Here is a 23,988-nt window from a genome sequence, read left to right on the forward strand (position 1 = left end):
AGGACCGGACGGAGCCAGCACGCCGCCCCCCGATCGCCCTCGTTCCCGTCCGATCGCTCGTGCGAGGATCGGAGGTGTAGCCAACCGCCCGAGCAGCACGTGTATGCGAATGGGGAGCAGTCATGGCCGGCAAGGCGCCGAAGAATGATCCGGTTCAGGACGCGCCCCAGGTCGCGGGGCCCAAGCACGCGGCGGCGGGGCTGCCGGCGATCGGGCACACGCTGCGGATCGCGCAGCAGCAGATGGGCGTGAAGCGGACCGCGCTGACCCTGCTGCGGGTCAACCAGAAGGACGGCTTCGACTGCCCGGGCTGCGCCTGGCCGGAGCCGGACCACCGGCACGCGGCGGAGTTCTGCGAGAACGGCGCGAAGGCGGTCGCCGAGGAGGCCACCCTCCGCCGGGTCACCCCGGAGTTCTTCGCCGCCCACAGCGTGGCCGACCTCGCCACGCGCAGTGGTTACTGGCTGGGTCAGCAGGGGCGGCTCACCCACCCCATGTACCTCCCCGAGGGCGGCGACCGGTACGAGCCGGTGTCCTGGGACCGCGCCTTCGGCATCGTCGCCGAGGAGCTGAAGGCGCTCGGCTCCCCCGACGAGGCCCTCTTCTACACGTCCGGCCGGACCAGCAACGAGGCCGCCTTCCTGTACCAGCTGTTCGCCCGCGAGTTCGGCACGAACAACCTGCCGGACTGCTCCAACATGTGTCACGAGTCATCGGGCTCGGCGCTCTCGGAGACCATCGGCATCGGCAAGGGCAGCGTCCTGCTGGAGGACCTCTACCAGGCCGACCTGATCATCGTGGCCGGGCAGAACCCCGGGACCAACCACCCCCGGATGCTCTCCGCGCTGGAGAAGGCCAAGGCCAACGGCGCGAAGATCGTCACCGTCAACCCGCTGCCCGAGGCCGGCCTGGAGCGGTTCAAGAACCCGCAGACGCCGCAGGGCATGCTCAAGGGCGCCGCCCTCACCGACCTGTTCCTCCAGATCCGCATCGGCGGCGACCAGGCCCTGTTCCGCCTCCTGAACAAGCTGATCCTGGAGACCGAGGGCGCGGTCGACGAGGAGTTCGTCCGCGAACACACCCACGGGTACGAGGAGTTCACGGAGGCGGCCCGCGCGGCCGACTGGGACGAGACGCTCACGGCGACCGGACTCACGCGCGAGCGGATCGACGAGGCCCTGCGCATGGTCCTCGCCTCGAAGCGGACCATCGTCTGCTGGGCCATGGGCCTCACCCAGCACAAGCACTCGGTGCCGACCATCCGCGAGGTCGTCAACTTCCTCCTGCTGCGCGGCAACATCGGCCGCCCCGGCGCCGGCGTCTGCCCGGTGCGCGGCCACTCCAACGTGCAGGGCGACCGCACGATGGGCATCTTCGAACGGCCCTCCCCGGCGTTCCTGGACGCCCTGGAGAAGGAGTTCGGCTTCGCGCCGCCCCGCGAGCACGGTTACGACGTCGTCCGGGCCATCAAGGCCATGCGGGACGACCGAGCGAAGGTGTTCTTCGCGATGGGCGGCAACTTCGTCTCCGCCTCCCCCGACACGGAGGTGACCGAGGCGGCGATGCGCCGGGCGCGGCTGACCGTGCACGTGTCGACGAAGCTGAACCGCTCGCACGCGGTCACCGGCGCGCGGGCGCTGATCCTGCCCACCCTGGGCCGCACCGAGCGCGACCTCCAGGGCGGCGGCGAGCAGTTCGTGACCGTCGAGGACTCCATGGGCATGGTGCACGCCTCACGCGGCCGGCTGGAGCCCGCGAGCGGGCAGCTGCTGTCCGAGCCGGCCATCGTCTGCCGGCTCGCCCGGCGGGTTCTCGGCGAGGACAGCAGGACGCCCTGGGAGGAGTTCGAGAAGGACTACGCGACGATCCGCGACCGCATCGCGCGCGTGGTGCCCGGCTTCGAGGACTTCAACGCGCGCGTGGCCGACCCGTCCGGCTTCGCCCTCCCGCACGCCCCGCGCGACGAGCGCCGCTTCCCCACCGCCACCGGCAAGGCCAACTTCACCGCCGCGCCGGTGGAGTACCCGAAGCTGCCCGAGGGCCGTCTGCTGCTGCAGACGCTGCGCTCGCACGACCAGTACAACACCACCATCTACGGCCTGGACGACCGCTACCGCGGCATCAGGAACGGCCGCCGGGTCGTGCTCGTCAACCCCGAGGACGCACGGGAGCTGAAGCTCGCCGACGGGTCGTACGTGGACCTCGTGGGCGAGTGGAAGGACGGCGTCGAGCGGCGCGCCCCCGGGTTCCGCGTGGTGCACTACCCGACGGCGCGCGGCTGCGCGGCCGCCTACTACCCGGAGACCAACGTCCTGGTACCGCTGGACTCCACCGCCGACACCAGCAACACCCCGGCCAGCAAGTCCGTCGTGGTCCGTCTGGAACAATCGTCCACCGACTGAGCGTTTGCTCAGCAGTCCGGCGCTCCTCCGCCGGCGGCGCACGCGAGACGACGAACGGAGCCCCATGGGCGAGCAGCACCACGCGAAGTTCCCGCAAGAGGTCATCGACGAGTACGCGGCCCTCGGCATCGACCTGGTCGCGATGTTCTCCGCCGGCCACCTGGGCACCCGGATGGGCGTACAGATCGTGGAGGCCTCGGCGGACCGGGTCGTCGGCACGATGCCGGTGGAGGGCAACACCCAGCCGTACGGGCTGCTGCACGGCGGCGCGTCCGCCGTGCTGGCGGAGACGCTGGGCTCGGTCGGCTCCATGCTGCACGCAGGCAGCTCCAAGATCGCCGTCGGCGTGGACCTGAACTGCACCCACCACCGGGGCGCACGGTCCGGCCTGGTCACCGGCGTCGCCACCCCGCTGCACCAGGGGCGCTCGACGGCGACGTACGAGATCGTCATCAGCGACGAGGACGGCAAGCGGGTCTGCACCGCCCGGCTGACCTGTCTGCTGCGGGACGCCCCCACCGCCCCGAGCCCGCGGGACCGGACGGCCGAGTGACACGTGCGGACGAGGGGCGGGCCTGGACGGGGACCTGTTCACCTCTGGCCCCCCGGCCCGCGCAGGCCCTAGCGTCGGGGCATGGCAACGGGAGGAGCCCCCTGGCCGGGGGCGGCGCTCGGGTCGGCGCTGCTGATCGGCGTCCTGGTCACCGGGTGCGCGGGGGCGACCGGCGCGGACGGGGCGGCGAGCCCCTCGACGACCGCGCGGGGCGGCGGCTCGCCGTCGCCCACGCCGCCCGAGGAACTCTGCGCGAGGCTCGTCTCGCACTGGTCGCTGGAGGTGCTGGACGGCGACACCTACGGGGACTATCAGTCCATGGGACTGTCGAACGGGCAGTACGACATCCTGCGGGACGTCGTCGACGAGGCCAGGGCCGAGAAGAGGCGCGCGGGAGCCACGGCGGCGCGGCGACTGATCGAGCGGCGGGCCCGCACGGGCTGCGAGGAGTGGTACCGCTCGGGCGGTCCGGGCGAGGGGCCCTGGAGTTGAGCGGCGTCGGCCCCGTGGAGCCGGGCGAGGGCACGCGCGCGTGGGACGGCGTCGACGGGACGGCGGACGCCGGCACCCCGCCCCCGCCCGGACCGCCGCGCGGACGTTACGCCCAGGTGTACGCCCGGCACCGGCGGGCCGTGCTCGCGGGAGCGGCGGCCGTCGTCGTGCTCGTGGGTGGCGGCTACCTCTACGCCACGCGGCCCACCTCGGCGCCCACGCCGGAGCCGGCCCCGAGGGAGGCGCCGTACCCCTCCCAGGCCGTCGTCGTCAGCTACCTCGGCCCGGTGGCACGATCCGCCCGGACACCGCGCGGTCGCTTCGCCTTCGAGATGGAGCTGGGCGTGCGCCACGGCCCCCCGATCACCGTCGAGCGGATGACCCAGCCCTACGAGGGACTGTCCCTGCGCACGGACCCGCGCACTCCGCTCCGGATCGGGACGAAAGAGACCCGAAAGATCGTCATCACCATGCGCGTCATCGAATGCGGGAAAGCACCGGAGAACGCCGGGCTCCCCTTCCTGGATGTAACTCTACGTAATACGCGCGCAATAGAAGCGCATAGTTTCATCTTGGGCGAGCGCTACGCGCAGGACCTCTCCGACGCCCTCCGAGTCGCCTGTGGCAACGATTCCGCGTCATCACCAAAAGGCTGAACACTCCTGAACCTACCCGCGTCGACCCTGCACGTTCTCACTATGTGGACAGGGCGAATCGGCCGGAATTCCGCGCATCCACCCACTGAGTACCGCTCTGCATTACCTCGTGTCATAACAAGAGCGTCACAGCCTTGGTCAGACTCTCCTCCACGTTGTGCACACACGCTTAGAGTCACGGCCAGTCACCGCGCCAACGGAATCGAAGTCACGTCTTCGGCCCAGCGCTCGACTCGGCCACTTCCAACAGGAAGGGCCGTGCCAGGGAAAGGACTGATCGTGCGTCAACGTTCGCTCATCGCCATCACCGCCGCGCTGGCGGCGGGAGCACTCACTCTCACCGCCTGTGGTTCGCGCGACGAGGACAAGGGCGGCTCGGACACCGGCAGTGGCACCACTGTCGTCATCGGCGTCGACGCCCCGCTGACCGGTGACCTCTCGGCGCTGGGCCTCGGCATCAAGAACTCCGCCGACCTCGCCGCCAAGACCGCCAACAAGGACAAGTACGTCGAGGGCATAACCTTCAAGGTCGAGGCCCTCGACGACCAGGCGCAGCCCTCCTCGGGCCAGCAGAACGCCACCACGTTCGTCGCCAACAAGGACGTCCTCGGCGTGGTCGGCCCGCTGAACTCCTCGGTCGCCGAGTCCATGCAGAAGGTCTTCGACGACGCCAAACTCGTCGAGGTCTCCCCGGCCAACACCGGCCCGACCCTGACCCAGGGCGCCGACTGGCAGACCAAGAAGGTCCGCCCGTACAAGTCGTACTTCCGCACCGCGACCACGGACGCCATCCAGGGCCCGTTCGCCGCGCAGTACCTGTACAACAAGGGCAAGAAGAAGAAGGTCTTCGTCATCGACGACAAGAAGACCTACGGCGCCGGCCTGGCCGCCACCTTCACCGACGAGTTCAAGAAGCTCGGCGGCGAGGTCGTCGGCACCGAGCACATCGACCCCGAGACCAAGGACTTCTCCACGGTCGCCACCAAGGTCAAGAACTCCGGCGCCGACGTCGTCTACTACGGCGGCGAGTACCCGCAGTCCGGCCCGCTGACCAAGCAGATCAAGGCCGCGGGCGCCAAGATCCCGGTCGCCGGCGGCGACGGCATGTACGACCCGACCTACATCGAGCTCGGCGGCAGCGCCAGCACCGGCGACTTCGCCACCTCCGTCGGCGCCCCGGTCGAGGAGCTCCCCTCCGCCAAGACCTTCATCGAGGACTACAAGGCCGGCGGCTACAAGGAGCCCTACGCGGCCTACGGCGGCTACTCCTACGACTCCGCCTGGGCGATCATCGAAGCCGTGAAGAAGGTCGTCGAGGACAACGACGGCAAGCTTCCCGACGACGCCCGCGCCAAGATCACCGAGGCCATGCAGAACATCTCCTTCGACGGTGTGACCGGCAAGGTCTCCTTCGACGAGTACGGCGACACGACCAACAAGCAGCTCACCGTCTACAAGGTCGAGGGCGGCGCGTGGAAGGCGGTCGACTCCGGTACCTACACCGGCTGACCCAACCCGCACACATCTGAGCCGCGCGGGGCGCTGCACCACAGCGCCCCGCGCGGACTCACATCCGGTCACATTCGTCGAACATCCGAAAGTCTCGGAGGACATGCGGTGAACGAACTGCCGCAGCAGCTGGTCAACGGCCTGCTACTAGGATCCATGTACGGGCTGGTCGCCATCGGCTACACGATGGTCTATGGCATCGTCCAGCTCATCAACTTCGCCCACGGTGAGATATTCATGCTGGGCGGCTTCGGCGCCATCACGGTCTATCTCTACGTGCTGCCCGACGGAACGAGCATGTGGGTCGCACTCCCGCTGATGCTCGTCGGAGGCATCATCGTGGCCGTACTGGCCGCCGTGGGAGCGGAACGCCTGGCCTACCGGCCCCTGCGCACCGCACCCCGCCTCGCCCCCCTCATCACCGCCATCGGCCTCTCCCTGGCCCTCCAGCAGGCCGTGTGGGCGTGGTACCCGGACGCCAAGGAGTCCATCAACTTCCCGCACATCGACGGCGGGCCCTTCGAGATCGGCAACGTCACCATCCAGACCGGTGACATCTTCCTGCTCGTCGCCGCCCCGATCAGCATGGCGATCCTCGCCTACTTCGTCATGAAGACCCGCACCGGCCGCGGCATGCAGGCCACCGCGCAGGACCCCGACACCGCCAAGCTCATGGGCATCAACACCGACCGCATCATCGTGGTCGCCTTCGCCCTCGGCGCCGCGTTCGCCGCCGTCGGAGCCGTCGCCTACGGCCTCAAGTACGGCCAGGTCCAGTTCCGCATGGGCTTCATCCTCGGCCTCAAGGCCTTCACCGCGGCCGTCCTCGGCGGCATCGGCAACATCTACGGCGCCATGCTCGGCGGCGTCGTCCTCGGCCTCGCCGAAGCCCTCTCCACCGCCTACATCGCCGACATCCCCGGCATGGAACAGTTCGGCAGCCAGTCCTGGGCCAACGTCTGGGCGTTCGTACTCCTCATCCTCGTCCTCCTGGTCAGGCCACAGGGTCTGCTCGGTGAGCGCGTGGCGGACAGGGCGTGACACCGATGACCACAGACACCACCGCGATCCCCGCCTCCGCCAAGCACGACAGCGCCCCCAAGGGCCTCGTCGGCATCCCGGAGAACATCGGCCGCGCCCTCGCCACCGGCGGCGGCGTCCTCACCGTCGTCTCCACCTTCCTCGCCTGGACCTGGACCTCCGCCTTCCCCGGCGACCTCACCTACTACGGCTACCCCGGCGGCCTCCAGGTCCTCGTCCTCATCGGCGGCGCGCTCACCACCCTCTTCGGCCTCGCGTCCTACGGCGTCAAGGGCCTGCGCTGGCTCGTCCCCGCCGGCGCCGACAGCGCCATCAGCCTCGCCGCGCTGGGCACCTTCATCACCACCTGGTACACGGTCCTCGCCATCAGCATCCAGCTCGGCGGCGTCGTCAACCTCGAACCCGGCGGCTACGTCGCGGCCATAGCGACCCTCGCCGCCCTGCTCGGCGCGCTCTCGCTGCCCTTCGAGCACCCCGAGGCCGAGACCGCCGACCCCGAGGACACCCCGGGAGAACGGCTCGCCCGCGTCGGACGCCAGATCCGCGCCCTGATCAAGTCCGCCTTCGCCACCGGCACACCCACGCCGGCCCCGAAGCTGCCCGCCTACGCCGAGATCCTGATCATCGTCGCGGCCATGGCCCTCGGCCTGCTCGTCTTCACCTACGGCATCGGCACCGAGTACGACGAACTGTTCATCGGCTTCCTCATCATGGCCGGCTTCGGCTTCGGCGCCCTGGCCAAGGCGGGCCTGGTCGGCCGCGTCTCCGCCGTCACCACGAAGCACCGCACTGTCACCATGGCCGGTGCCTTCGCCGCGGCGGCGGCCTTCCCGTTCACCCAGTCCGACGACCAGTACGCGACCATCGGCGTCTACATCCTGATCTTCGCCACCGTCGCCCTCGGCCTCAACATCGTCGTCGGCCTCGCCGGCCTCCTCGACCTCGGATACGTCGCCTTCCTCGGCGTCGGCGCCTACACCGCGGCCATGGTCTCCGGCTCCCCCTCCTCCCCCTTCGACATCCACCTGCCGTTCTGGGCCAGCGCCATCCTCGGCGCCGTCGTCGCCATGATCTTCGGCGTCATCATCGGCGCCCCGACCCTGCGACTGCGCGGCGACTACCTCGCCATCGTCACCCTCGGCTTCGGTGAGATCTTCCGGCTCGCCGTCCTCAACATGGACGGCACCTCCGGCCCCGACATCACCAACGGCTCCAACGGCATCTCCTCGATCCCGAACCTCAACATCCTCGGCTTCGACTTCGGCCAGGAGCACACCATCGCCGGGTTCACCATCGCCCGGTTCGCCAACTACTTCTTCCTGATGCTCCTCATCACGTTCATCGTCGTGGTGGTCTTCCGACGCAGCAGCGACTCCCGCATCGGCCGCGCCTGGATCGCCATCCGCGAGGACGAGACCGCGGCACTCGCCATGGGCATCAACGGCTTCCGCGTCAAGCTCATCGCCTTCGCCCTCGGCGCCGCACTCGCCGGCCTCGCCGGCACCGTCCAGGCCCACGTCACCTACACCGTGACCCCCGAGCAGTACCAGTTCGCCCATGTGGTCCCGCCGAACTCGGCGTTCCTCCTGGCCGCGGTCGTCCTCGGCGGCATGGGCACCATCAGCGGCCCCCTCGTCGGCGCCGCACTGCTCTACCTCATCCCGGCCAAGCTCCAGTTCCTCGGCGACTACCAGCTCTTCGCCTTCGGACTCGCGCTCGTCCTGCTCATGCGGTTCCGCCCGGAAGGCCTCATCCCCAACCGGCGCCGCCAGCTCGAGTTCCACGAAGAGGCCGAAGCACCCACAGTCCTCAGCAAGGCAGGGGCCTGACCCATGACCACCGACACCACCACCAAGGACGCCGTACCCGGCGCCAACGCCCCCGGCGAGACCGTCCTCGACGCACGCGGCGTGACCATGCGCTTCGGCGGCCTCACCGCCGTACGCAACGTCAACCTCACCGTCAACAGCGGTGAGATCGTCGGACTCATCGGCCCCAACGGCGCCGGCAAGACGACCTTCTTCAACTGCCTCACCGGCCTCTACATCCCCACCGAGGGAGAGGTCCGCTACAAGGGCCAGGTCCTGCCGCCCAAGTCCTTCAAGGTCACCGCCGCCGGCATCGCCCGCACCTTCCAGAACATCCGTCTCTTCGCCAACATGACGGTCCTGGAGAACGTCCTCGTCGGACGCCACACCCGCACCAAGGAAGGCCTCTGGTCCGCCCTCCTGCGCGGCCCCGGCTTCCACAAGGCGGAGAAGGCCTCCCGCGAACGCGCCATGGAACTCCTCGCGTTCGTCGGCCTCGACGCCAAGGCCGAACACCTCGCCCGCAACCTCCCCTACGGCGAACAGCGCAAGCTGGAGATCGCCCGCGCACTCGCGAGCGAACCCGGCCTGCTCCTCCTCGACGAGCCCACCGCCGGCATGAACCCCCAGGAGACGCGAACGACCGAAGAACTGGTCTTCGCCATCCGCGACCAGGGCATCGCCGTCCTCGTCATCGAGCACGACATGCGGTTCATCTTCAACCTCTGCGACCGCGTCGCCGTCCTCGTCCAGGGCGAAAAACTCGTCGAAGGCGACAGCGCCACCGTGCAGGGCGACGAACGCGTCGTCGCCGCCTACCTCGGCGAACCCTTCGAGGACGCACCCGGCAAGGAAGAGGTCGCCGAGGTCGAAGCCGCCGAAGCACACGCCGAGGCCACGACCGACGCCGCGCCCGGCAAGGAGAACGACCGATGACCGCACTGCTCGAAGTAGAGGACCTCCGGGTCGCCTACGGCAAGATCGAAGCCGTCAAGGGCATCTCCTTCAAGGTCGACGCCGGCGAGGTCGTCACCCTCATCGGCACCAACGGCGCCGGCAAGACCACCACCCTGCGCACCCTCTCGGGCCTCCTCAAGCCCGTCGGCGGCCAGGTCAAGTTCAACGGCAAGTCGCTGAAGAAGGTCCCCGCGCACGACATCGTCGCGCTCGGACTCGCCCACTCCCCCGAGGGGCGGCACATCTTCCCGCGCATGACCATCGAGGACAACCTGCGCCTCGGTGCCTTCCTGCGCAACGACAAGGCCGGCATCGAGAAGGACATCCAGCGCGCCTACGACCTCTTCCCCATCCTGGGCGAACGCCGCAAGCAAGCCGCGGGAACCCTCTCGGGCGGTGAGCAGCAGATGCTGGCGATGGGCCGCGCGCTCATGTCCCAGCCGAAGCTGCTGATGCTGGACGAGCCCTCCATGGGTCTGTCCCCGATCATGATGCAGAAGATCATGGCCACGATCGCCGAACTGAAGTCCCAGGGCACCACCATCCTGCTCGTCGAACAGAACGCCCAGGCGGCGCTCTCCCTCGCCGACCAGGGTCACGTCATGGAGATCGGCAAGATCGTCCTCTCGGGCACGGGCGGCGACCTGCTGCACGACGAGTCGGTCCGCAAGGCCTACCTCGGCGAGGACTAGCCTCCGGCCCACCTACGACGAGGCCCGCACCCCCTTTCAGGTAGGGGGTGCGGGCCTCGTCGTCGTTTTCGTGAGGGCGGGCGCGGTCAGCCCTTGGCCGCCTTCTTCTCGTCCGCGTCCTGGATGACCGCCTCCGCCACCTGCTGCATCGACATCCGACGGTCCATCGACGTCTTCTGGATCCACCGGAACGCGGCCGGCTCCGACAGCCCGTACTCCGTCTGCAGGATCGACTTCGCCCGGTCCACCAGCTTCCGCGTCTCCAGCCGCAGCGTGAGGTCGGCGACCTCCTTCTCCAGCTCCTTCAGCTCCGTGAACCGCGAGACAGCCATCTCGATCGCCGGCACGACATCACTCTTGCTGAACGGCTTCACCAGGTACGCCATCGCACCGGCGTCCCGGGCACGCTCCACGAGGTCGCGCTGCGAGAACGCGGTCAGCATCAGCACCGGCGCGATGCGCTCCTCGGCGATCTTCTCCGCCGCCGAGATCCCGTCCATCTTCGGCATCTTCACATCCAGGATCACCAGATCCGGCTGGTGCTCCCGGGCCAGCTCGACGGCCTGCTCCCCGTCACCGGCCTCGCCCACGACGGAGTAGCCCTCCTCCTCGAGCATCTCCTTGAGGTCGAGACGGATCAACGCCTCGTCCTCGGCGATGACGACACGGGTCGTCAGCGGAGGCACGTGCGACTTGTCGTCGTCGGGCGCGTCGAGGGGCTGGGGCGACTCGGGGGCGGTCACGTGGGCTCCTTGTTCGGGGCAGGGGTACTGCTGACATGAGGGTACCTAGCTGCGACGCAGCTCGGAGAACCGGTACACTTCCGGAGCACTGGCCGGGTTGGTGGAACGGCATACACGGAGGTCTCAAACACCTCTGCCCGTGAGGGCTTGCGGGTTCGAATCCCGCACCCGGCACTGCCACCGAAAGCGGATGTCCACGTTCTCGTGAACATCCGCTTTTTGCTGCACTCAGTCGCGATCAGTGACACAGAGTGGCCGCATGAACTTCCATGGCACTGAAGTGCGACAGAAGGCCCTCACGCTGCTGCGCGGCGGCGCGAGGAACGCGGATGTCGCCCGGAGCCTCAATGTCCCGCTCGGCACGGTCAGTTACTGGAAGCACATGGACCGTGCGAAACGCGGCGAGTGCCCCGGACGCACCCAACCACCGTGCCCCCGATGCGACGGAGACCTGGACCCATCGGCTTACGCCTACCTCCTCGGCCTGTACCTCGGCGACGGTCACATCATTCAGAACCGCGCGATGCGAGTGCCCAGCTTGTCCATCGCCTGCGCCGAGGCGCACCCCGGGCTCATGGACGAATGCGAGAAGGCCATGCGAGCGGTGTTCCCTGGAAACTCGGTCTGCAGAGTCCGCCGAAAGGGATACCGAGAGGTCAAGCTGTACTCCAAGCACATCTGGTGCCTCTTCCCCCAGCACGGCCCCGGTATGAAGCACGAGCGCACCATCGCCCTCGCCCCCTGGCAACAGGCCATCGTCGACGCCCACCCCTGGGAGTTCGTCCGAGGCCTGATCCACTCCGACGGTTGTCGCCTGACCAACTGGACGACCCGCCTCGTCGGCGGCGAGCGCAAGCGCTATGAGTACCCGCGCTACTTCTTCACCAACAAGTCCGACGACATCCGGCAGCTCTACACCGACACCCTCGACACGCTGGGCGTCGAGTGGACGCACTGCACCCGCGACGGCAACCCGTACAACATCTCCGTCGCCAAGAAGGCCTCCGTCGCCCTCATGGACACCCACGTCGGCCCCAAGTACTGACCGCCTACTTCGGGCCCTCGGCCTCGCCGATGTGGTGGACGCGGACCATGTTCGTCGTGCCCGCGACGCCCGGTGGGGAGCCCGCCGTGATCACCACCACGTCGCCCTTCTCGCAGCGGCCGTGCCGCAGCAGCAGTTCGTCCACCTGGTCGACCATCGCGTCCGTGCTGTCCGCGTGCGGGCCGAGGAACGTCTCCACGCCCCACGTCAGGCTCAGCTGCGAGCGCGTCGCCGGGTCCGGGGTGAAGGCCAGCAGGGGGATCGGGGAGCGGTAGCGGGAGAGGCGGCGGGCCGTGTCGCCGGACTGGCTGAACGCGACCAGGAACTTCGCGTCGAGGAAGTCGCCGATCTCGGCGGCGGCGCGAGCCACCGCGCCGCCCTGGGTGCGGGGCTTGTTGTGCTCGGTGAGGGGCGGGAGGCCCCGGGAGAGCATCTCCTCCTCCGCCGCCGCCACGATGCGGCTCATCGTGCGGACCGTCTCCACCGCGTACTTGCCGACGCTCGTCTCGCCGGACAGCATCACCGCGTCCGCGCCGTCGAGCACCGCGTTGGCGACGTCGCTGACCTCGGCGCGGGTGGGCCGGGAGTGGTGGATCATCGAGTCGAGCATCTGGGTGGCGACGATGACCGGTTTGGCGTTGCGCTTGGCGAGTGTGACCGTGCGTTTCTGGACCAGCGGGACCTGCTCCAGGGGCATTTCCACGCCCAGGTCGCCCCGCGCGACCATGACCCCGTCGAAGGCCGCGACGATCTCGTCGATGTTGTCGACCGCCTGTGGTTTCTCGATCTTGGCGATGACGGGGAGTCGGCGGCCTTCCTCGTCCATGATCTGGTGGACGCGTTCGATGTCCCGGGCCGAGCGGACGAAGGACAGGGCGATGACGTCGAAGCCCGTGCGCAGGGCCCAGCGGAGGTCTTCCTCGTCCTTCGGGGAGAGGGCGGGGACCGAGACGGCGACGCCGGGCAGGTTGAGGCCCTTGTGGTCGGAGACCATGCCGCCTTCGACGACCCTGGTGTGGACGCGGGGGCCGTCGACCGCCGTGACCTCCAGGGTGACCTTGCCGTCGTCGACGAGGATCTGTTCGCCGGGGGTGACGTCGGCGGCGAGGCCGGCGTAGGTCGTGCCGCAGCCCTCGCTGTCGCCCGCCGCGCCCTCCTCGACAGTGAGAGTGAAGGTGTCGTCGCGTTCGAGGAGTACGGGGCCTTCGGTGAAGCGGCCGAGGCGGATCTTCGGGCCTTGAAGGTCGGCGAGGGTGCCGACGCTGCGGCCGGTCTCGTCGGCGGCCTTGCGGACGTGCCGGTACCTCTCGTCGTGTTCGGCGTGGTCGCCGTGGCTGAGGTTGAAGCGGGCGATGTCCATGCCGGCCTGGACCAGTGCGTTGATCTGGTCGTACGAGTCGGTGGCGGGCCCGAGGGTGCAGACGATCTTTGCTCGGCGCATGGTGCGAGCCTATGGCTTACCCGCCGGTAGCGACTTGGCGGAGCGTGACTACTCAACGGCCTTCGGGTGAAGGGTAATTGACAAGTAGTCACCAGGAGTTGGAGGGCTCGTCACAGGCGTGGCGGGTGCATCGTGAAGCGGGCGTTGACCTGTGCGTGGACGCGTTGGCGTTGGGGTTCGAGGTCGAGGGGTGCGGCGTCGGTGTCGTCGGCGCCCTTGGCTCTGGCGGAGCGCATGAGGCCACCGGGGGCGTTGGGGCGGAGGGGTTGGGGGGCTTCGGCGCCGATGTCGGCGAGTTCGACGAGGGCGGCGAGAGTGGTGCCGAGGGCTTCGGCGTATTCGCGGGCGCGTTGGACGGCTTCGGTGACGGCTTTCTGCCTGGCTTTCCGGTGGGCGGGTGAGTCGGGGCGGAGGGACCACCAGGGGCCGTCGACGCGGGTGAGGTCGAGGTCGGCGAGGCGGGTGGTGAGTTCGCCGAGTGCGGTGAAGTCGGTGAGTTCGGCGGTGATGTGGACGCGGCCGTGGTAGGCCTGGATGCGTTCTCCTCGGCCCTTCTCCTTGAGTTCGGGGGTGAGGGAGAAGGCGCCGGTCTCCAGTCGTTCGACGGCTTCGCCGTAGGTTTTGACCAGGTCGAGGACGGTGGTGTTGCGGCGGGTGAGGTCGTCGAGGGCGGCGCGCCGGTCCTTGCCGCGGGCGAGGACGGTGACTGAGATGCGGGCTATCTCGGGGTCGACGTCGAGGCGTGCTTCGCCGCGTACGGCGATGCGGGGCGCGTCGGGGGTGCCGTAGGGGACGGCGGTGGGCTGGGCTTCCTCGCTGCTGGTGGTCATACGCCCCACTCTGTCACTGGTGGGCTGGTGGCGGGGGCGGGGCGGTCACCAGATCGAAACCTGTGGGGTCTGTTGCGGTGGGGGCGGGTCGGGTCAGAATCTACGCGCGTTGTGGCGTCGGCTGTCGACTCTGTCTACGCGCGTTGAGATCGTCCGAATTTTCCGAGGAGTGCCCCGAGATGCCCTTGAACCGCCGGAAGTTCCTGAAGAAGTCGGCCGTGACCGGTGCGGGCGTGGCCGTCGCCGGTACGGCTCTCGCTCCGAACGCGCAGGCGGCCGAGGTGACGGCCGGTGGGAAGAAGGCGCCGAAGCGGTACAGCTTCACCGTGATGGGGACGACCGACCTGCACGGGAACGTCTTCAACTGGGACTACTTCACGGACAAGGAGTTCGACGACAAGGCGCACAACGACGTCGGTCTGGCGAAGATCTCCACGCTGGTGAACCGGATCCGCAAGGAGAAGGGGCGCCGGAACACGCTGCTCATCGACGCCGGTGACACCATCCAGGGCACGCAGCTGTCGTACTACTACGCGAAGGTGGACCCGATCACCGCCAAGGGTGGTCCGGTGCATCCGATGGCGCAGGCGATGAACGCGATGGACTACGACGCGGCGGCGCTGGGCAATCACGAGTTCAACTACGGCATTCCGGTGCTGCGGAAGTTCCAGGAGCAGTGTCGTTTCCCGTTGCTCGGGGCGAACGCGCTGGACGCGAAGACGCTGCGTCCGGCCTTCCCGCCGTACAGCATGCACCGGCTGTGCACGCCGCACGGGCGTGATGTGAAGGTGGCGGTCCTGGGGCTGACCAACCCGGGGATCGCGATCTGGGACAAGGCGAACGTGCAGGGGAAGATGACGTTCCCGGGGCTGGAGGAGCAGGCGGCGAAGTGGGTGCCGAAGCTGCGGTCGATGGGGGCGGACGTCGTCATCGTGTCGGCGCACAGTGGGTCGTCGGGTACGTCGTCGTACGGTGACCAGCTGCCGTACATCGAGAACGCCGCCGGGCTGGTCGCCGAGCAGGTGCCGGGGATCGACGCGATCCTGGTCGGGCACGCGCACACGGAGATCCCGGAGTACTTCGTCACCAACAAGGAGACGGGCAAGCAGGTCGTGCTGTCGGAGCCGCTGAAGTGGGGGCAGCGGCTGACGCTGTTCGACTTCGAGCTGGTGTGGGGCAAGGGCTGCTGGAAGGTCGAGAAGGTCGCGGCGCAGGTGCTCAACTCCAACACGGTGGAGGAGGACCCGGTGATCGTGAAGATGCTGGGTGACGAGCACGAGAAGGTCGTGGCGTACGTCAATCAGATCATCGGTACGAATGCCGCCGAGATGACGTCGGTGGAGGCGCCGTACAAGGACGTGGCGATCATCGATCTGATCAACCACATCCAGGCCGACACGGTGAAGCAGGCGCTCTCCGCGACCGAGTACGGGTCTCTGCCGGTGCTGTCGCAGGCGGCGGCGTTCTCGCGGAGCGCGGTGATTCCGGCGGGGAACGTCACCATCCGGGACGTCGCCGGTTTGTATGTCTTCGAGAACACGCTGGAGGCGCGTCTGATGACGGGTGCGCAGATGAAGGCGTATCTGGAGTTCTCGGCGAACTATTTCGTGCAGACGGCGGCGGACGCGGTGGTCGATCCGGCGAAGCTGACGAACGCGAACGGGACGCCGGACTACAACTACGACGCGGTGAGCGGGCTGTCGTACGAGATCGACATCGCGAAGCCGGCGGGGTCGCGGATCGCGAATGTGCGGTTCGAGGGTGCTCCGCTCGCGGATGATCAGAAGTTCGTGTTCGCGGTGAACAACTACCGGGCGAACGGCGGTGGCAACTTCCCGCATGTCGCGGCGTCCCCGTTGCTGTGGTCGAACTCGGACGAGATCCGTAACACGATGATCGCGTGGGTGAAGGCGAAGGGGTCGATCGATCCGGCGCAGTTCGCTTCGGTGGAGTGGAAGCTGACGCGGAACGGTACGCCGGTCTTCTAGGGGGCGTTACGCCGGTCTTCTAGAGGTCCAGGAGGGACAGGTCGACGGCGTCGGCGATGGCTTTCGCGCCGGCGTCGTTGACGTGGAGGCCGTCGCCGCTGTTGTAGGTGTCGCGGATGCGGGTGGGGTGGTCCGGGTCCGCGACGGCGGCGGCGATGTCGACGACGGCGTCGAAGGGGTGGCTGTCGCCGAGGAGCCAGGTGTTGACGTCGGCGCGTACGGTCTGGCCCTCCTCGGTGTCGTAGCCGGGGTAGACGGTGCCGGCGTAGGGGCCGAGGGTGGTGCCGATGACGGTGAGTCCCGCGGTGTGCAGGTGGTCGGCGAGGCTGGTGAGCCCGGTGATCAGGTCGGCCGCGGTGGGGATCTTGGCGGGTTCGGGGAAGGCGATGGCGCCGGGCAGGCCCAGGTCGTTGAGGCCGGTGTGGACGATGACGTGGCTGACGCCGGGTACGTCGAGGACGTCGTGTTCGATCCGGGCGAGCAGGTGGGCGCCGATCTCGTCGGTGAGGAGGCGGTTGCCGGAGATGCCGGTGGTGACGATCCAGCCGTGGGTGAGGCGGCGGTCGAGCTGGGCGGGGAAGCTGTGGCCGGTGCCGGGGGTGGTGGCCATGCCCTCGATCCAGGAGTCGCCGAAGGCGACGGCGATACGGGTGGTGTCGGGGGCGAGGACGTCGAGGCCGGTGACGAAGTGTCCGGTGATGAGTTCGTCGGACTCGTCGAGGGATTCGGCGGTGAGCTGGTCGCCGGGGACGACGTGGCCGATGTCGTGGGGGATGGCGCTGTGGGTGGTGAGGCCGGTGTCGCCGGGGAGGTAGAGGCTGAGGGCGAGTTCGCGGCCTGCGGTGACGGGGGTGTGGAGGGGGTCGCTGACGATCTCCTCGCCGGGCGGGACGGTGACGGTCTCGGCGCCGGCGAAGAGCAGGGTGAGGTCGGTGGTGGGGTCGATGGCGCTGCCTTCGACGCGGTGGGCGAGGTGGGCGCCGCCGATCTCCAGGGGGGTGCGGCCGTAGCGGTTGCTGAGGCGGACGCGCAGGGCCTCGCCGGCGCCGGTGGGGCGCAGGGTCTGGCGTACCGTCTGGTCGGTGAAGCCCCGCACTTCGAAGAGTTTGAAGGCTTCGTGGGGGTCGATGACGGCGGAGCGGTGGGCGGCGATCCAGGTCGTGCCTGCGCGGGTGCTGGCCATGACCGAAAGGTAGGCAGTTTCTCTGCGGCCGTCACCACTCCTGCCCTACTTCTTTGCCTTTCGATTACCTCACGTCGACGAGGGGGGTGAGGGGGACGGCGGGGTCGGCCCTGCGCGCGGGCGGGATCTGCGGCCGGGGTTCGAGGCCGAAGGTGGTGAAGGCGGTGCGGCCGGGCAGGGGGTAGGGCTCCTTGCCGGTGAGGGTGTTGAGGATGGTGGCGCTGCGCCAGGCGGCGAGGCCGAGGTCGGGGGCGCCGACGCCGTGGGTGTGCAGTTCGGCGTTCTGGACGTAGACGTGGCAGCCGGAGGCGGTGACGGACGGGTCGAGGATCATCCGGAACCTCTCGTCGACGCGGGGCCGCTCGCGGCTGTCGCGCCGCATGTACGGGTCGAGGCCGGCGAGGACGCGGTCCAGGGGGCGTTCGCGGTAGCCGGTGGCGAGGACGACGGCGTCGGTGGTGAGGCGGGAGCGGGTGCCCTGCTCGATGTGTTCGAGGTGGAGTTCGACGCGGGTGGTGGCGAGCCGGCCGGCGGTGCGGACGTGCACGCCGGGGGTGAGGACGGCGTCGGGCCAGCCGCCGTCGAGGGTGCGGCGGTACAGCTCGTCGTGGATGGCGGCGATGGTGTCGGTGCCGATGCCCTTGTGGAGCTGCCACTGGGCGGCGACGAGCCGGTCCCGGGTGGGTTCGGCGAGGGCGTGGAAGTAGCGGGTGTAGTCGGGGGTGAAGTGCTCCAGGCCCAGCTTGGAGTACTCCATGGGGGCGAACGCCTCGGTCCGGCCGAGCCAGTGCAGTCCCTCCCGGCCGGCGGGCCGGTGGCGGAGCAGGTCGAGGAAGACCTCGGCGCCGGACTGTCCGGCGCCGATGACGGTGACGTGCGGGGCGGTCAGCAGGCGGTCGCGCTCGCCGAGGTAGTCCGCGGCGTGGACGACGGGCACGCCGGCCGCCTCGACGAGCGGCTTGAGGGGTTCGGGCACATAGGGCTCGGTGCCGACGCCCAGCACGATGTTCCGGGCGTGGGTCCGGCCGAGCGCCTCGACCTCTCCGTCGGCGCCGAACCTGCTGAAGTCGACCTCGAACAGGTCCCGTTCGGGGTTCCAGCGCACCGAGTCGACCTGGTGGCCGAAGCGCAGTCCGGGCAGGTTCTCGGCGACCCAGCGGCAGTAGGCGTCGTACTCGGCGCGCTGGATGTGGAAGCGCTCGGCGAAGTAGAACGGGAAGAGCCGGTCGCGGGTCCTGAGGTAGTTCAGGAACGACCAGGGGCTCACCGGGTCGGCGAGGGTCACCAGGTCGGCCAGGAACGGCACTTGGACGGTGGCGCCGTCGATGAGCAGCCCCGGGTGCCAGTCGAAGCCGGGGCGCCGCTCGTAGAAGACGGCGTCGAGTTCGGCGAGGGGGTGGGCGAGGGCGGCGAGGGAGAGGTTGGCCGGTCCGATGCCGATGCCGACGAGGTCGCGGGGGGCTTCGGGGTCGGGCTGGTCGTGCGCGGGGGTCGTGCTCATGCGGGGGTGTGTCCTTCGGCGAGGCTTGCGCGGTCTACGAGCTTCAGCAGGGCGGTGAGGTCGTCCGGCCGGGCGTGGGGGTTGAGGAGGGTGGCCTTGAGCCACAGCCGGCCGTCGAGGACGGCGCGGCCCAAGACGGCCCGGCCGTCGTGGAGGAGCCGGCGGCGGACGGCGGCGACGGCGGAGTCGGGTGCTCCGGCGGGCCGGAAGAGGACCGTGCTGAGGGTGGGCCGGTCGTGCAGCTCGAAGCGGGGGTGTGCCTCGACGGTGGCGGCGAACTCCTGGGCGAGGGCGCAGACGTGGTCGACGAGCCGGCCGAGTCCGGTGCGCCCGAGGGTCTTGAGGGTGACGGCGGTCTTGAGGATGTCGGGCCGGCGGGTGGTGCGCAGCGACCGGCCGAGGAGGTCGGGCAGGCCGGCCTCGGTGTCGTCGTCGGCGTTGAGGTAGTCGGCGTGCTGGTGCAGGGCGGCGAGGTCTGCCGCGTCGCGTACGGCGAGGAGTCCGGCGGCGACCGGCTGCCAGCCCAGTTTGTGCAGGTCCAGGGTGACGGTGTGGGCGTGGGCGAGGCCGTCGAGCCGGGCTCGGTGGCGGTCGCTGAAGAGGAGGCCTCCGCCGTAGGCCGCGTCGACGTGGAGCCGGGCGCCGTGGGTGCGGCACAGGTCGGCGACGGCGGGCAGCGGGTCGATGAGTCCGGCGTCGGTGGTGCCGGCGGTGGCGGCGACGAGGAGGGGGCCCGGGAGGTGGGTGAGGGCGTCGTCCAGGGCGGCCGGGTCGAGGGTGCCGGCGGGGGTGGGGACGACGACGGGTTCGGGGAGGCCGAGCAGCCAGGCGGCGCGGGCCAGGGAGTGGTGGGCGTTGGCCCCGTGGACAAGCCGTACGCCCGGGTGGGCCTCCCGGGCCAGGAGCAGGGCGAGCTGGTTGGATTCGGTGCCCCCGGTGGTGACCAGCGCGTCGGCGGCGCCGGCCTCCTCGGCCAGGGCCCGCGTCACCAGGGCTTCGAGGGCGGAGGCGGCCGGGGCCTGGTCCCAGGAGTCGAGGGAGGGGTTCAGCACGGAGACGGCGAGGTCCGCGGCGGCGGCGACGGCCAGCGGCGGGGTGTGCAGATGGGCGGCGCAGAGGGGGTCGGCCGGGTCGGCGGTGCCGGCGGCGAGGGCCCGGACCAGTCGGTGCAGGGCGTCCGGGTCGCCGTCCGCGGGCAGCGGCTCGCCGAGGGCGTCCCGCACCCTCGCCGCGACGGCCTCCGGGCCGCCGGCCGGGAGGGGGCCGCCCCGTGTCTCGGCCCCTTCCCGCAACGCGTCGAGCACGGTGTCGAGCAACGGCCGGAGCGCGCCGGGACCTTGGGGTCCCGAGGCGAGAGGCGGGGCGGTCATGGGTTCCTCCGAGCACGGGGAATCCCATCTTGTACGCCAATCGGGTGCCGAGCCCGAAAAGGCGGCTGATTACAACCAAAAGAGGGTAGTGCAGCGCGCCCGAGAGGGGCGCGGGGAACTGCGCGACCAGCCACACACGGCCGCAAGCCCGCAGAACACCCGAACCCCCAGGGCGGAACCCGGAAAACCGGCCCCCTACGCTTCGCGCACGCGCAGGGCACGCGCCAGGTCGTCCAGCTGATCCACCAGCTTCCGCCGCAGCGCCGGGATCACCTCGCCGTCCTCAAGACACCGCTCCCCCAGCCCCAGCGTCTGCGGATCCACCGCGTACACGGGGAACGCCCACCGCCCCGCCGCTTCCGCGATCGCCGGTCCGCGCCGAGCGGCAAGCGACACCGCGTCGGCCCAGTAGCGCTCGACGTACTCCGTGAGGAGGTCCGCCTGTTCGGGCTGCCAGAACCCCTGGGCCGTGGCGGTGAACAGGTAGTTGGAGAGGTCGTCGGCGGTGAACATGGCCTCCCAGGCCGCCCGCTTGGCCTCCGGGTCGGGCAGCGCGGCCCGGCAGCGGGCGGCGCCTTCCCGGCCGCTGGCGCTGGGGTCCCGCTCCAGTTCGGCGTCGATCGTGGCGGTGTCGACCGCGCCGAGGACGGCGAGCCGGCCGAGGACGCGCCAGCGCAGTTCGGGGTCGAGTTCGGGTCCGCCCGGCACCGTGCCGTCGGCGAGCCAGGCGGCGATGGTCTCGGGGTGGGCGGCGACGTCGATGAAGTGGCGTACGGCGGTGAGGCGCAGGCCGGGGTTGTCGCCGTCCTCGGTGCGGCGGATGAGGTCGCGGCACAGGGAGCCGAGGGTGGCCAGGCCCGCGGCGCGCTGCTCGGGGGCGAGGAAGCGGTCGGCGACCTGGGTGCCGGCGAAGGCGAGGACGCCCTGGACGATGGCGAGGTCGCTCTCGCGGGGCAGGTGGGTGCGGGCCGCCTCCAGGTAGGCGGTGGGCGGGAGTTCCGCGTCGCGCACGGCGTCGCGCAGGGCGTTCCAGACGACGGCGCGGGTGAGCGGGTCGGGCAGGCCGCAGAGGTGGCCGGTGACGGCGGTGAAGGACTCGGGGTCGAAGCGGACCTTGGCGTAGGTGAGGTCGCCGTCGTTGAGGAGGAGGAGTGCGGGCCGCTTGCCGATGGGTTGGGGGTCGGTCTGGGGGAGGTCGAGTTCGACGCGGTCGCGGAGGGTGAGGTGGCCCTGGTCGTCGCCGTGGTCCTGGTCGTAGAGGCCGACGGCGATGCGGTGGGGGCGGGTGCCGGCGTGGTCGACGGTGAGGGTGTAGGTGCCGTCGGCGGCGCGGGTGACCTTGGGGGTGAGGGTGTCGACGCCGGTGGTGCGCAGCCAGGCGTCGGCCCAGGCGTGGACGTCGCGTTCGGTGGCGCCGGCGAGGTTGTCGATGAAGTCGGCGAGGGTGGCGTTGCCGAAGCGGTGGCGGGTGAAGTGGGCGTTGATGCCGGCGAGGAAGTCCTTCTCGCCGAGCCAGGCGACGAGTTGGCGCAGGGCGGAGGCGCCCTTGGCGTAGGAGATGCCGTCGAAGTTGAGGAGGGCGGCGGCGGTGTCGTCGACGTTCTCGGGGGCGACGGGGTGGGTGGAGGGGCGCTGGTCGGCGTCGTAGCCCCAGGCCTTGCGGGCGACGCCGAAGTCGACCCAGGTGTCGGCGAAGCGGCTGGCCTCGGTGAGGGTCTGGTAGCCCATGTACTCGGCGAAGGACTCGTTCAGCCAGATGTCGTCCCACCACTTGAGCGTGACGAGGTCGCCGAACCACATGTGGGCCATCTCGTGGGCGATGACCATGGCGCGGGTCTGGCGTTCGGTGTCGGTGACGGCGGAGCGGTAGACGAACTCGTCGCGGAAGGTGACGAGGCCGGGGTTCTCCATGGCGCCGGCGTTGAACTCGGGGACGAAGGCCTGGTCGTAGGAGTCGAAGGGGTACGGCTCCTCGAACTTCTCGTGGTAGCGGTCGAAGAGGGCGCGGGTGACGTCGAGGATCTCGTCGGCGTCGGTGTCGAGGTGGGGGGCGAGGGAGCGGCGGCAGTGGATGCCGAAGGGCAGGCCGCGGTGTTCGGTGCGGACGGAGTGCCAGGGGCCGGCGGCGACGGCGACGAGGTAGGTGGAGATCAGCGGGGTGGTGGCGGCCCGCCAGGTGCCGTCGTCTCGTCGTTCGGTGACGCCGTTGGCGAGGACGGTCCAGCCTTCGGGGGCGGTGACGGTGAGGTCGAAGGCGGCCTTGAGGTCGGGCTGGTCGAAGGCGGCGAAGACGCGCTGCACGTCGTCCATGAAGAGCTGGGTGTAGACGTAGGTCTCGCCGTCGGTGGGGTCGGTGAAGCGGTGCATGCCCTCGCCGGTGCGGGAGTAGCGCATGGCGGCGTCGACGCGCAGTTCGTGGTCGCCCGGGGTGAGGCCCTTGAGGGTGAGGCGGTTGCCGTCGAGGGTCGCCGGGTCGAGGGCTTCGCCGTCGAGGGTGACGGAGCGCAGCTCGGCGGGCTTGAGCTCGACGAAGGTGTCCGCGGCCTTCTTCTTCCCCCGCACGGTGAAGTGGATGACGGTACGGGAGTCGAAGGTCTCGTCGCCGCGCGTGAGGTCGAGTGCGATCTCGTAGCGGTGGACGTCGAGGAGCCGAGCACGGGCATGCGCTTCGTCGCGCGTCAGTACGGACATGAGGGACATGCTGCCTGATGCCCTTGACGCAGGACAGGGGCGGGCCTGGTACGCGACCTATGTCCGGTCGTACGCGCCGTGTGCCCCGGCCGTATGCGGGCCTATGCCCGGTCCTTCGCGCCGTCGGCCTGCGCGGGGACGCGCCCCTTGTCGCGCCGGCCGTCGTCGCCGCGGCGCTTGATCTCGTCGTGGTCCTTGAGGCGGGCGCGCAGGTCGCGGACCTCGCGTTCCAGGGCGTGGGAGCGTTCGTGGGCGTCGTAGAGGTAGCGGACCTTGGTGCGCAGGGCCCAGGGGTCGATGGGTTTCATGACGAGGTCGGCGACGCCGAGGCGGTAGGCGGTGGCGGTGAGTTCGGCGTCGGGGCCGAAGCCGGTGAGGAGGATGACGGGGATGTGCTGGGTCTGTTCGACGCCGCGCATGTAGCGGACGACGTCGAGGCCGCTGACGCCGGGCATGCGGACGTCGAGGAGGAGCAGGCCGACCTGGCCGCGCAGGACTTCCTTGAGTGCCGCGTCGCCGCTGGTGGCGCGCGTCAGCAGGTAGCCCAGCGGGGCCAGGGCGCTCTCCAGGGCGTACAGCGTGTCCTCATGGTCGTCGACGATGAGGATCTTGGCTTCCGACGGCATGGCTACTCACGTTGTGTGGTCGATTCCTGACGAGGAGTGCCCACGCAGGATGCCCTCTGGAGGAGCCGATGTCACTCCCCCGCGTCCGCCGCCGTGCCGTTCTGGGCGTCGTCCGCGATGCGTTCGTGGTGCCGGATGACCTCGGCGATGATGAAGTTCAGCAGCTTCTCCGCGAACGCCGGGTCGAGTTTGGCGCTTTCGGCCAGTGTGCGCAGGCGGTCGATCTGCTGGGCCTCGCGGCCCGGGTCGGCGGCGGGCAGTTGGTGCGCGGCCTTGAGGTGGCCGACCCGCTGGGTGCACTTGAAGCGTTCGGCGAGCATGTGGACGACGGCGGCGTCGATGTTGTCGATGCTGTCGCGCAGTCGGGTGAGTTCGGCCCGTACGTCCGCGTCGACGTCGCCGGCCGGGGCGCTGCCGCTGTTCGCCTGGTTGGTGTTGCTGGTGGTCATGGTCGTCACCC

Annotated in this window: 20 protein-coding genes and 1 tRNA gene; 12 read left to right on the forward strand and 9 right to left on the reverse strand. The window is 69.8% G+C overall.

The genetic code is table 11. The features are described from left to right. Positions 1-122 precede the first annotated feature (122 nt). From HW837_RS16505 to HW837_RS16545, 9 genes are all read left to right on the forward strand, one after another. Positions 123-2,402, forward strand: coding sequence for an FdhF/YdeP family oxidoreductase (locus tag HW837_RS16505; RefSeq protein ID WP_193380804.1), 2,280 nt, complete (start codon positions 123-125; stop codon positions 2,400-2,402). 64 nt (positions 2,403-2,466) lie between these two features. After that, on the forward strand, positions 2,467-2,955 hold the full coding sequence (locus tag HW837_RS16510; protein ID WP_045555228.1) for a PaaI family thioesterase: 489 nt from the start codon (positions 2,467-2,469) through the stop codon (positions 2,953-2,955). Positions 2,956-3,036: 81 nt separating this feature from the next. Then, positions 3,037-3,447 carry a hypothetical protein gene (locus tag HW837_RS16515; protein ID WP_086786248.1) on the forward strand — a complete coding sequence of 137 codons (411 nt, stop codon included), beginning with the start codon at positions 3,037-3,039 and terminating at the stop codon, positions 3,445-3,447. Beyond that, positions 3,444-4,103 (forward strand): hypothetical protein, encoded by a 660-nt coding sequence (locus HW837_RS16520; RefSeq protein WP_045555787.1) that lies wholly within the window; start codon positions 3,444-3,446, stop codon positions 4,101-4,103. The genes HW837_RS16515 and HW837_RS16520 overlap by 4 nt, the downstream gene beginning before the upstream one ends. Positions 4,104-4,382: 279 nt before the next feature. Beyond that, positions 4,383-5,612 carry a branched-chain amino acid ABC transporter substrate-binding protein gene (locus HW837_RS16525; protein ID WP_045555230.1) on the forward strand — a complete coding sequence of 410 codons (1,230 nt, stop codon included), beginning with the start codon at positions 4,383-4,385 and terminating at the stop codon, positions 5,610-5,612. Between the two features lie 108 nt (positions 5,613-5,720). After that, entirely contained in the window at positions 5,721-6,653 is a 933-nt protein-coding gene (locus tag HW837_RS16530; RefSeq protein ID WP_045555231.1) for a branched-chain amino acid ABC transporter permease, read from the forward strand. Positions 6,654-6,658: 5 nt separating this feature from the next. After that, positions 6,659-8,482: a branched-chain amino acid ABC transporter permease gene (locus tag HW837_RS16535; protein ID WP_045555232.1), complete on the forward strand. Its 1,824-nt coding sequence runs from the start codon at positions 6,659-6,661 to the stop codon at positions 8,480-8,482. A gap of 3 nt (positions 8,483-8,485) precedes the next feature. Beyond that, the gene (locus HW837_RS16540; protein ID WP_193380803.1) at positions 8,486-9,397 is read left to right on the forward strand and encodes an ABC transporter ATP-binding protein; all 912 of its coding nucleotides are present in this window, start codon (positions 8,486-8,488) and stop codon (positions 9,395-9,397) included. Then, positions 9,394-10,110, forward strand: coding sequence for an ABC transporter ATP-binding protein (locus tag HW837_RS16545; RefSeq protein WP_045555234.1), 717 nt, complete (start codon positions 9,394-9,396; stop codon positions 10,108-10,110). The genes HW837_RS16540 and HW837_RS16545 overlap by 4 nt, the downstream gene beginning before the upstream one ends. Before the next feature lie 86 nt (positions 10,111-10,196). Here HW837_RS16545 and HW837_RS16550 read toward each other — a convergent pair whose 3' ends face one another. Further along, positions 10,197-10,853 carry an ANTAR domain-containing response regulator gene (locus HW837_RS16550; protein WP_045555235.1) on the reverse strand — a complete coding sequence of 219 codons (657 nt, stop codon included), beginning with the start codon at positions 10,851-10,853 and terminating at the stop codon, positions 10,197-10,199. Between the two features lie 91 nt (positions 10,854-10,944). On the opposite strand from HW837_RS16550, the gene HW837_RS16555 reads away from it, so the two are divergent. Continuing rightward, positions 10,945-11,027, forward strand: a tRNA-Leu gene (locus HW837_RS16555). Positions 11,028-11,112: 85 nt separating this feature from the next. Beyond that, a complete protein-coding gene (locus HW837_RS16560) occupies positions 11,113-11,898 on the forward strand; it encodes a hypothetical protein (protein WP_045555236.1) in 786 nt (261 codons plus the stop codon). A gap of 4 nt (positions 11,899-11,902) precedes the next feature. Here HW837_RS16560 and pyk read toward each other — a convergent pair whose 3' ends face one another. Beyond that, complete coding sequence (gene pyk / locus HW837_RS16565) at positions 11,903-13,339, reverse strand: pyruvate kinase (RefSeq protein WP_193380802.1); 1,437 nt, start codon at positions 13,337-13,339, stop codon at positions 11,903-11,905. Positions 13,340-13,449: 110 nt separating this feature from the next. Beyond that, positions 13,450-14,169, reverse strand: a complete 720-nt coding sequence (locus tag HW837_RS16570; protein ID WP_045555238.1) for an SIMPL domain-containing protein — start codon at positions 14,167-14,169, stop codon at positions 13,450-13,452. Between the two features lie 179 nt (positions 14,170-14,348). Here HW837_RS16570 and HW837_RS16575 point away from each other — a divergent pair, with 179 nt between their 5' ends. Continuing rightward, positions 14,349-16,157: a 5'-nucleotidase C-terminal domain-containing protein gene (locus tag HW837_RS16575; protein WP_045555239.1), complete on the forward strand. Its 1,809-nt coding sequence runs from the start codon at positions 14,349-14,351 to the stop codon at positions 16,155-16,157. Positions 16,158-16,176: 19 nt separating this feature from the next. On the opposite strand, the gene HW837_RS16580 is transcribed toward HW837_RS16575, so the two are convergent. From HW837_RS16580 to HW837_RS16605, 6 genes are all read right to left on the reverse strand, one after another. Next, positions 16,177-17,340 (reverse strand): GDSL-type esterase/lipase family protein, encoded by a 1,164-nt coding sequence (locus HW837_RS16580; RefSeq protein WP_045555240.1) that lies wholly within the window; start codon positions 17,338-17,340, stop codon positions 16,177-16,179. 64 nt (positions 17,341-17,404) lie between these two features. Continuing rightward, a complete protein-coding gene (locus HW837_RS16585; RefSeq protein ID WP_093788317.1) occupies positions 17,405-18,841 on the reverse strand; it encodes a lysine N(6)-hydroxylase/L-ornithine N(5)-oxygenase family protein in 1,437 nt (478 codons plus the stop codon). Continuing rightward, on the reverse strand, positions 18,838-20,211 hold the full coding sequence (locus HW837_RS16590) for a pyridoxal phosphate-dependent decarboxylase family protein (RefSeq protein WP_193380801.1): 1,374 nt from the start codon (positions 20,209-20,211) through the stop codon (positions 18,838-18,840). Before HW837_RS16590 ends, HW837_RS16585 begins: the two co-directional genes overlap by 4 nt. Positions 20,212-20,406: 195 nt before the next feature. Further along, entirely contained in the window at positions 20,407-22,911 is a 2,505-nt protein-coding gene (gene pepN, locus HW837_RS16595) for an aminopeptidase N (RefSeq protein WP_193380800.1), read from the reverse strand. Positions 22,912-23,003: 92 nt separating this feature from the next. Beyond that, positions 23,004-23,528: a response regulator gene (locus tag HW837_RS16600; protein WP_045555244.1), complete on the reverse strand. Its 525-nt coding sequence runs from the start codon at positions 23,526-23,528 to the stop codon at positions 23,004-23,006. A 71-nt stretch (positions 23,529-23,599) separates the two neighbouring features. After that, a complete protein-coding gene (locus HW837_RS16605; protein ID WP_060885076.1) occupies positions 23,600-23,977 on the reverse strand; it encodes a chorismate mutase in 378 nt (125 codons plus the stop codon). Positions 23,978-23,988: the final 11 nt, after the last annotated feature.

The organism is Streptomyces caniscabiei (genome assembly GCF_014930365.1).
GTDB classification, from domain to species: domain Bacteria; phylum Actinomycetota; class Actinomycetes; order Streptomycetales; family Streptomycetaceae; genus Streptomyces; species Streptomyces caniscabiei.

Bases quoted from the DNA above. Each gene is read 5' to 3' on its own strand.
- HW837_RS16535 (WP_045555232.1), top strand. From the start codon at position 6,659: ATGACCACAGACACCACCGCGATCCCCGCCTCCGCCAAGCACGACAGC.
- HW837_RS16575 (WP_045555239.1), top strand. From the start codon at position 14,349: ATGCCCTTGAACCGCCGGAAGTTCCTGAAGAAGTCGGCCGTGACCGGT.
- HW837_RS16605 (WP_060885076.1), bottom strand. From the start codon at position 23,977: ATGACCACCAGCAACACCAACCAGGCGAACAGCGGCAGCGCCCCGGCC.
- HW837_RS16515 (WP_086786248.1), top strand. From the start codon at position 3,037: ATGGCAACGGGAGGAGCCCCCTGGCCGGGGGCGGCGCTCGGGTCGGCG.
- HW837_RS16600 (WP_045555244.1), bottom strand. From the start codon at position 23,528: ATGCCGTCGGAAGCCAAGATCCTCATCGTCGACGACCATGAGGACACG.
- HW837_RS16505 (WP_193380804.1), top strand. From the start codon at position 123: ATGGCCGGCAAGGCGCCGAAGAATGATCCGGTTCAGGACGCGCCCCAG.
- HW837_RS16510 (WP_045555228.1), top strand. From the start codon at position 2,467: ATGGGCGAGCAGCACCACGCGAAGTTCCCGCAAGAGGTCATCGACGAG.
- HW837_RS16580 (WP_045555240.1), bottom strand. From the start codon at position 17,340: ATGGCCAGCACCCGCGCAGGCACGACCTGGATCGCCGCCCACCGCTCC.
- HW837_RS16560 (WP_045555236.1), top strand. From the start codon at position 11,113: ATGAACTTCCATGGCACTGAAGTGCGACAGAAGGCCCTCACGCTGCTG.
- pepN (WP_193380800.1), bottom strand. From the start codon at position 22,911: ATGTCCCTCATGTCCGTACTGACGCGCGACGAAGCGCATGCCCGTGCT.
- HW837_RS16545 (WP_045555234.1), top strand. From the start codon at position 9,394: ATGACCGCACTGCTCGAAGTAGAGGACCTCCGGGTCGCCTACGGCAAG.
- HW837_RS16590 (WP_193380801.1), bottom strand. From the start codon at position 20,211: ATGACCGCCCCGCCTCTCGCCTCGGGACCCCAAGGTCCCGGCGCGCTC.
- HW837_RS16585 (WP_093788317.1), bottom strand. From the start codon at position 18,841: ATGAGCACGACCCCCGCGCACGACCAGCCCGACCCCGAAGCCCCCCGC.
- pyk (WP_193380802.1), bottom strand. From the start codon at position 13,339: ATGCGCCGAGCAAAGATCGTCTGCACCCTCGGGCCCGCCACCGACTCG.
- HW837_RS16540 (WP_193380803.1), top strand. From the start codon at position 8,486: ATGACCACCGACACCACCACCAAGGACGCCGTACCCGGCGCCAACGCC.
- HW837_RS16570 (WP_045555238.1), bottom strand. From the start codon at position 14,169: ATGACCACCAGCAGCGAGGAAGCCCAGCCCACCGCCGTCCCCTACGGC.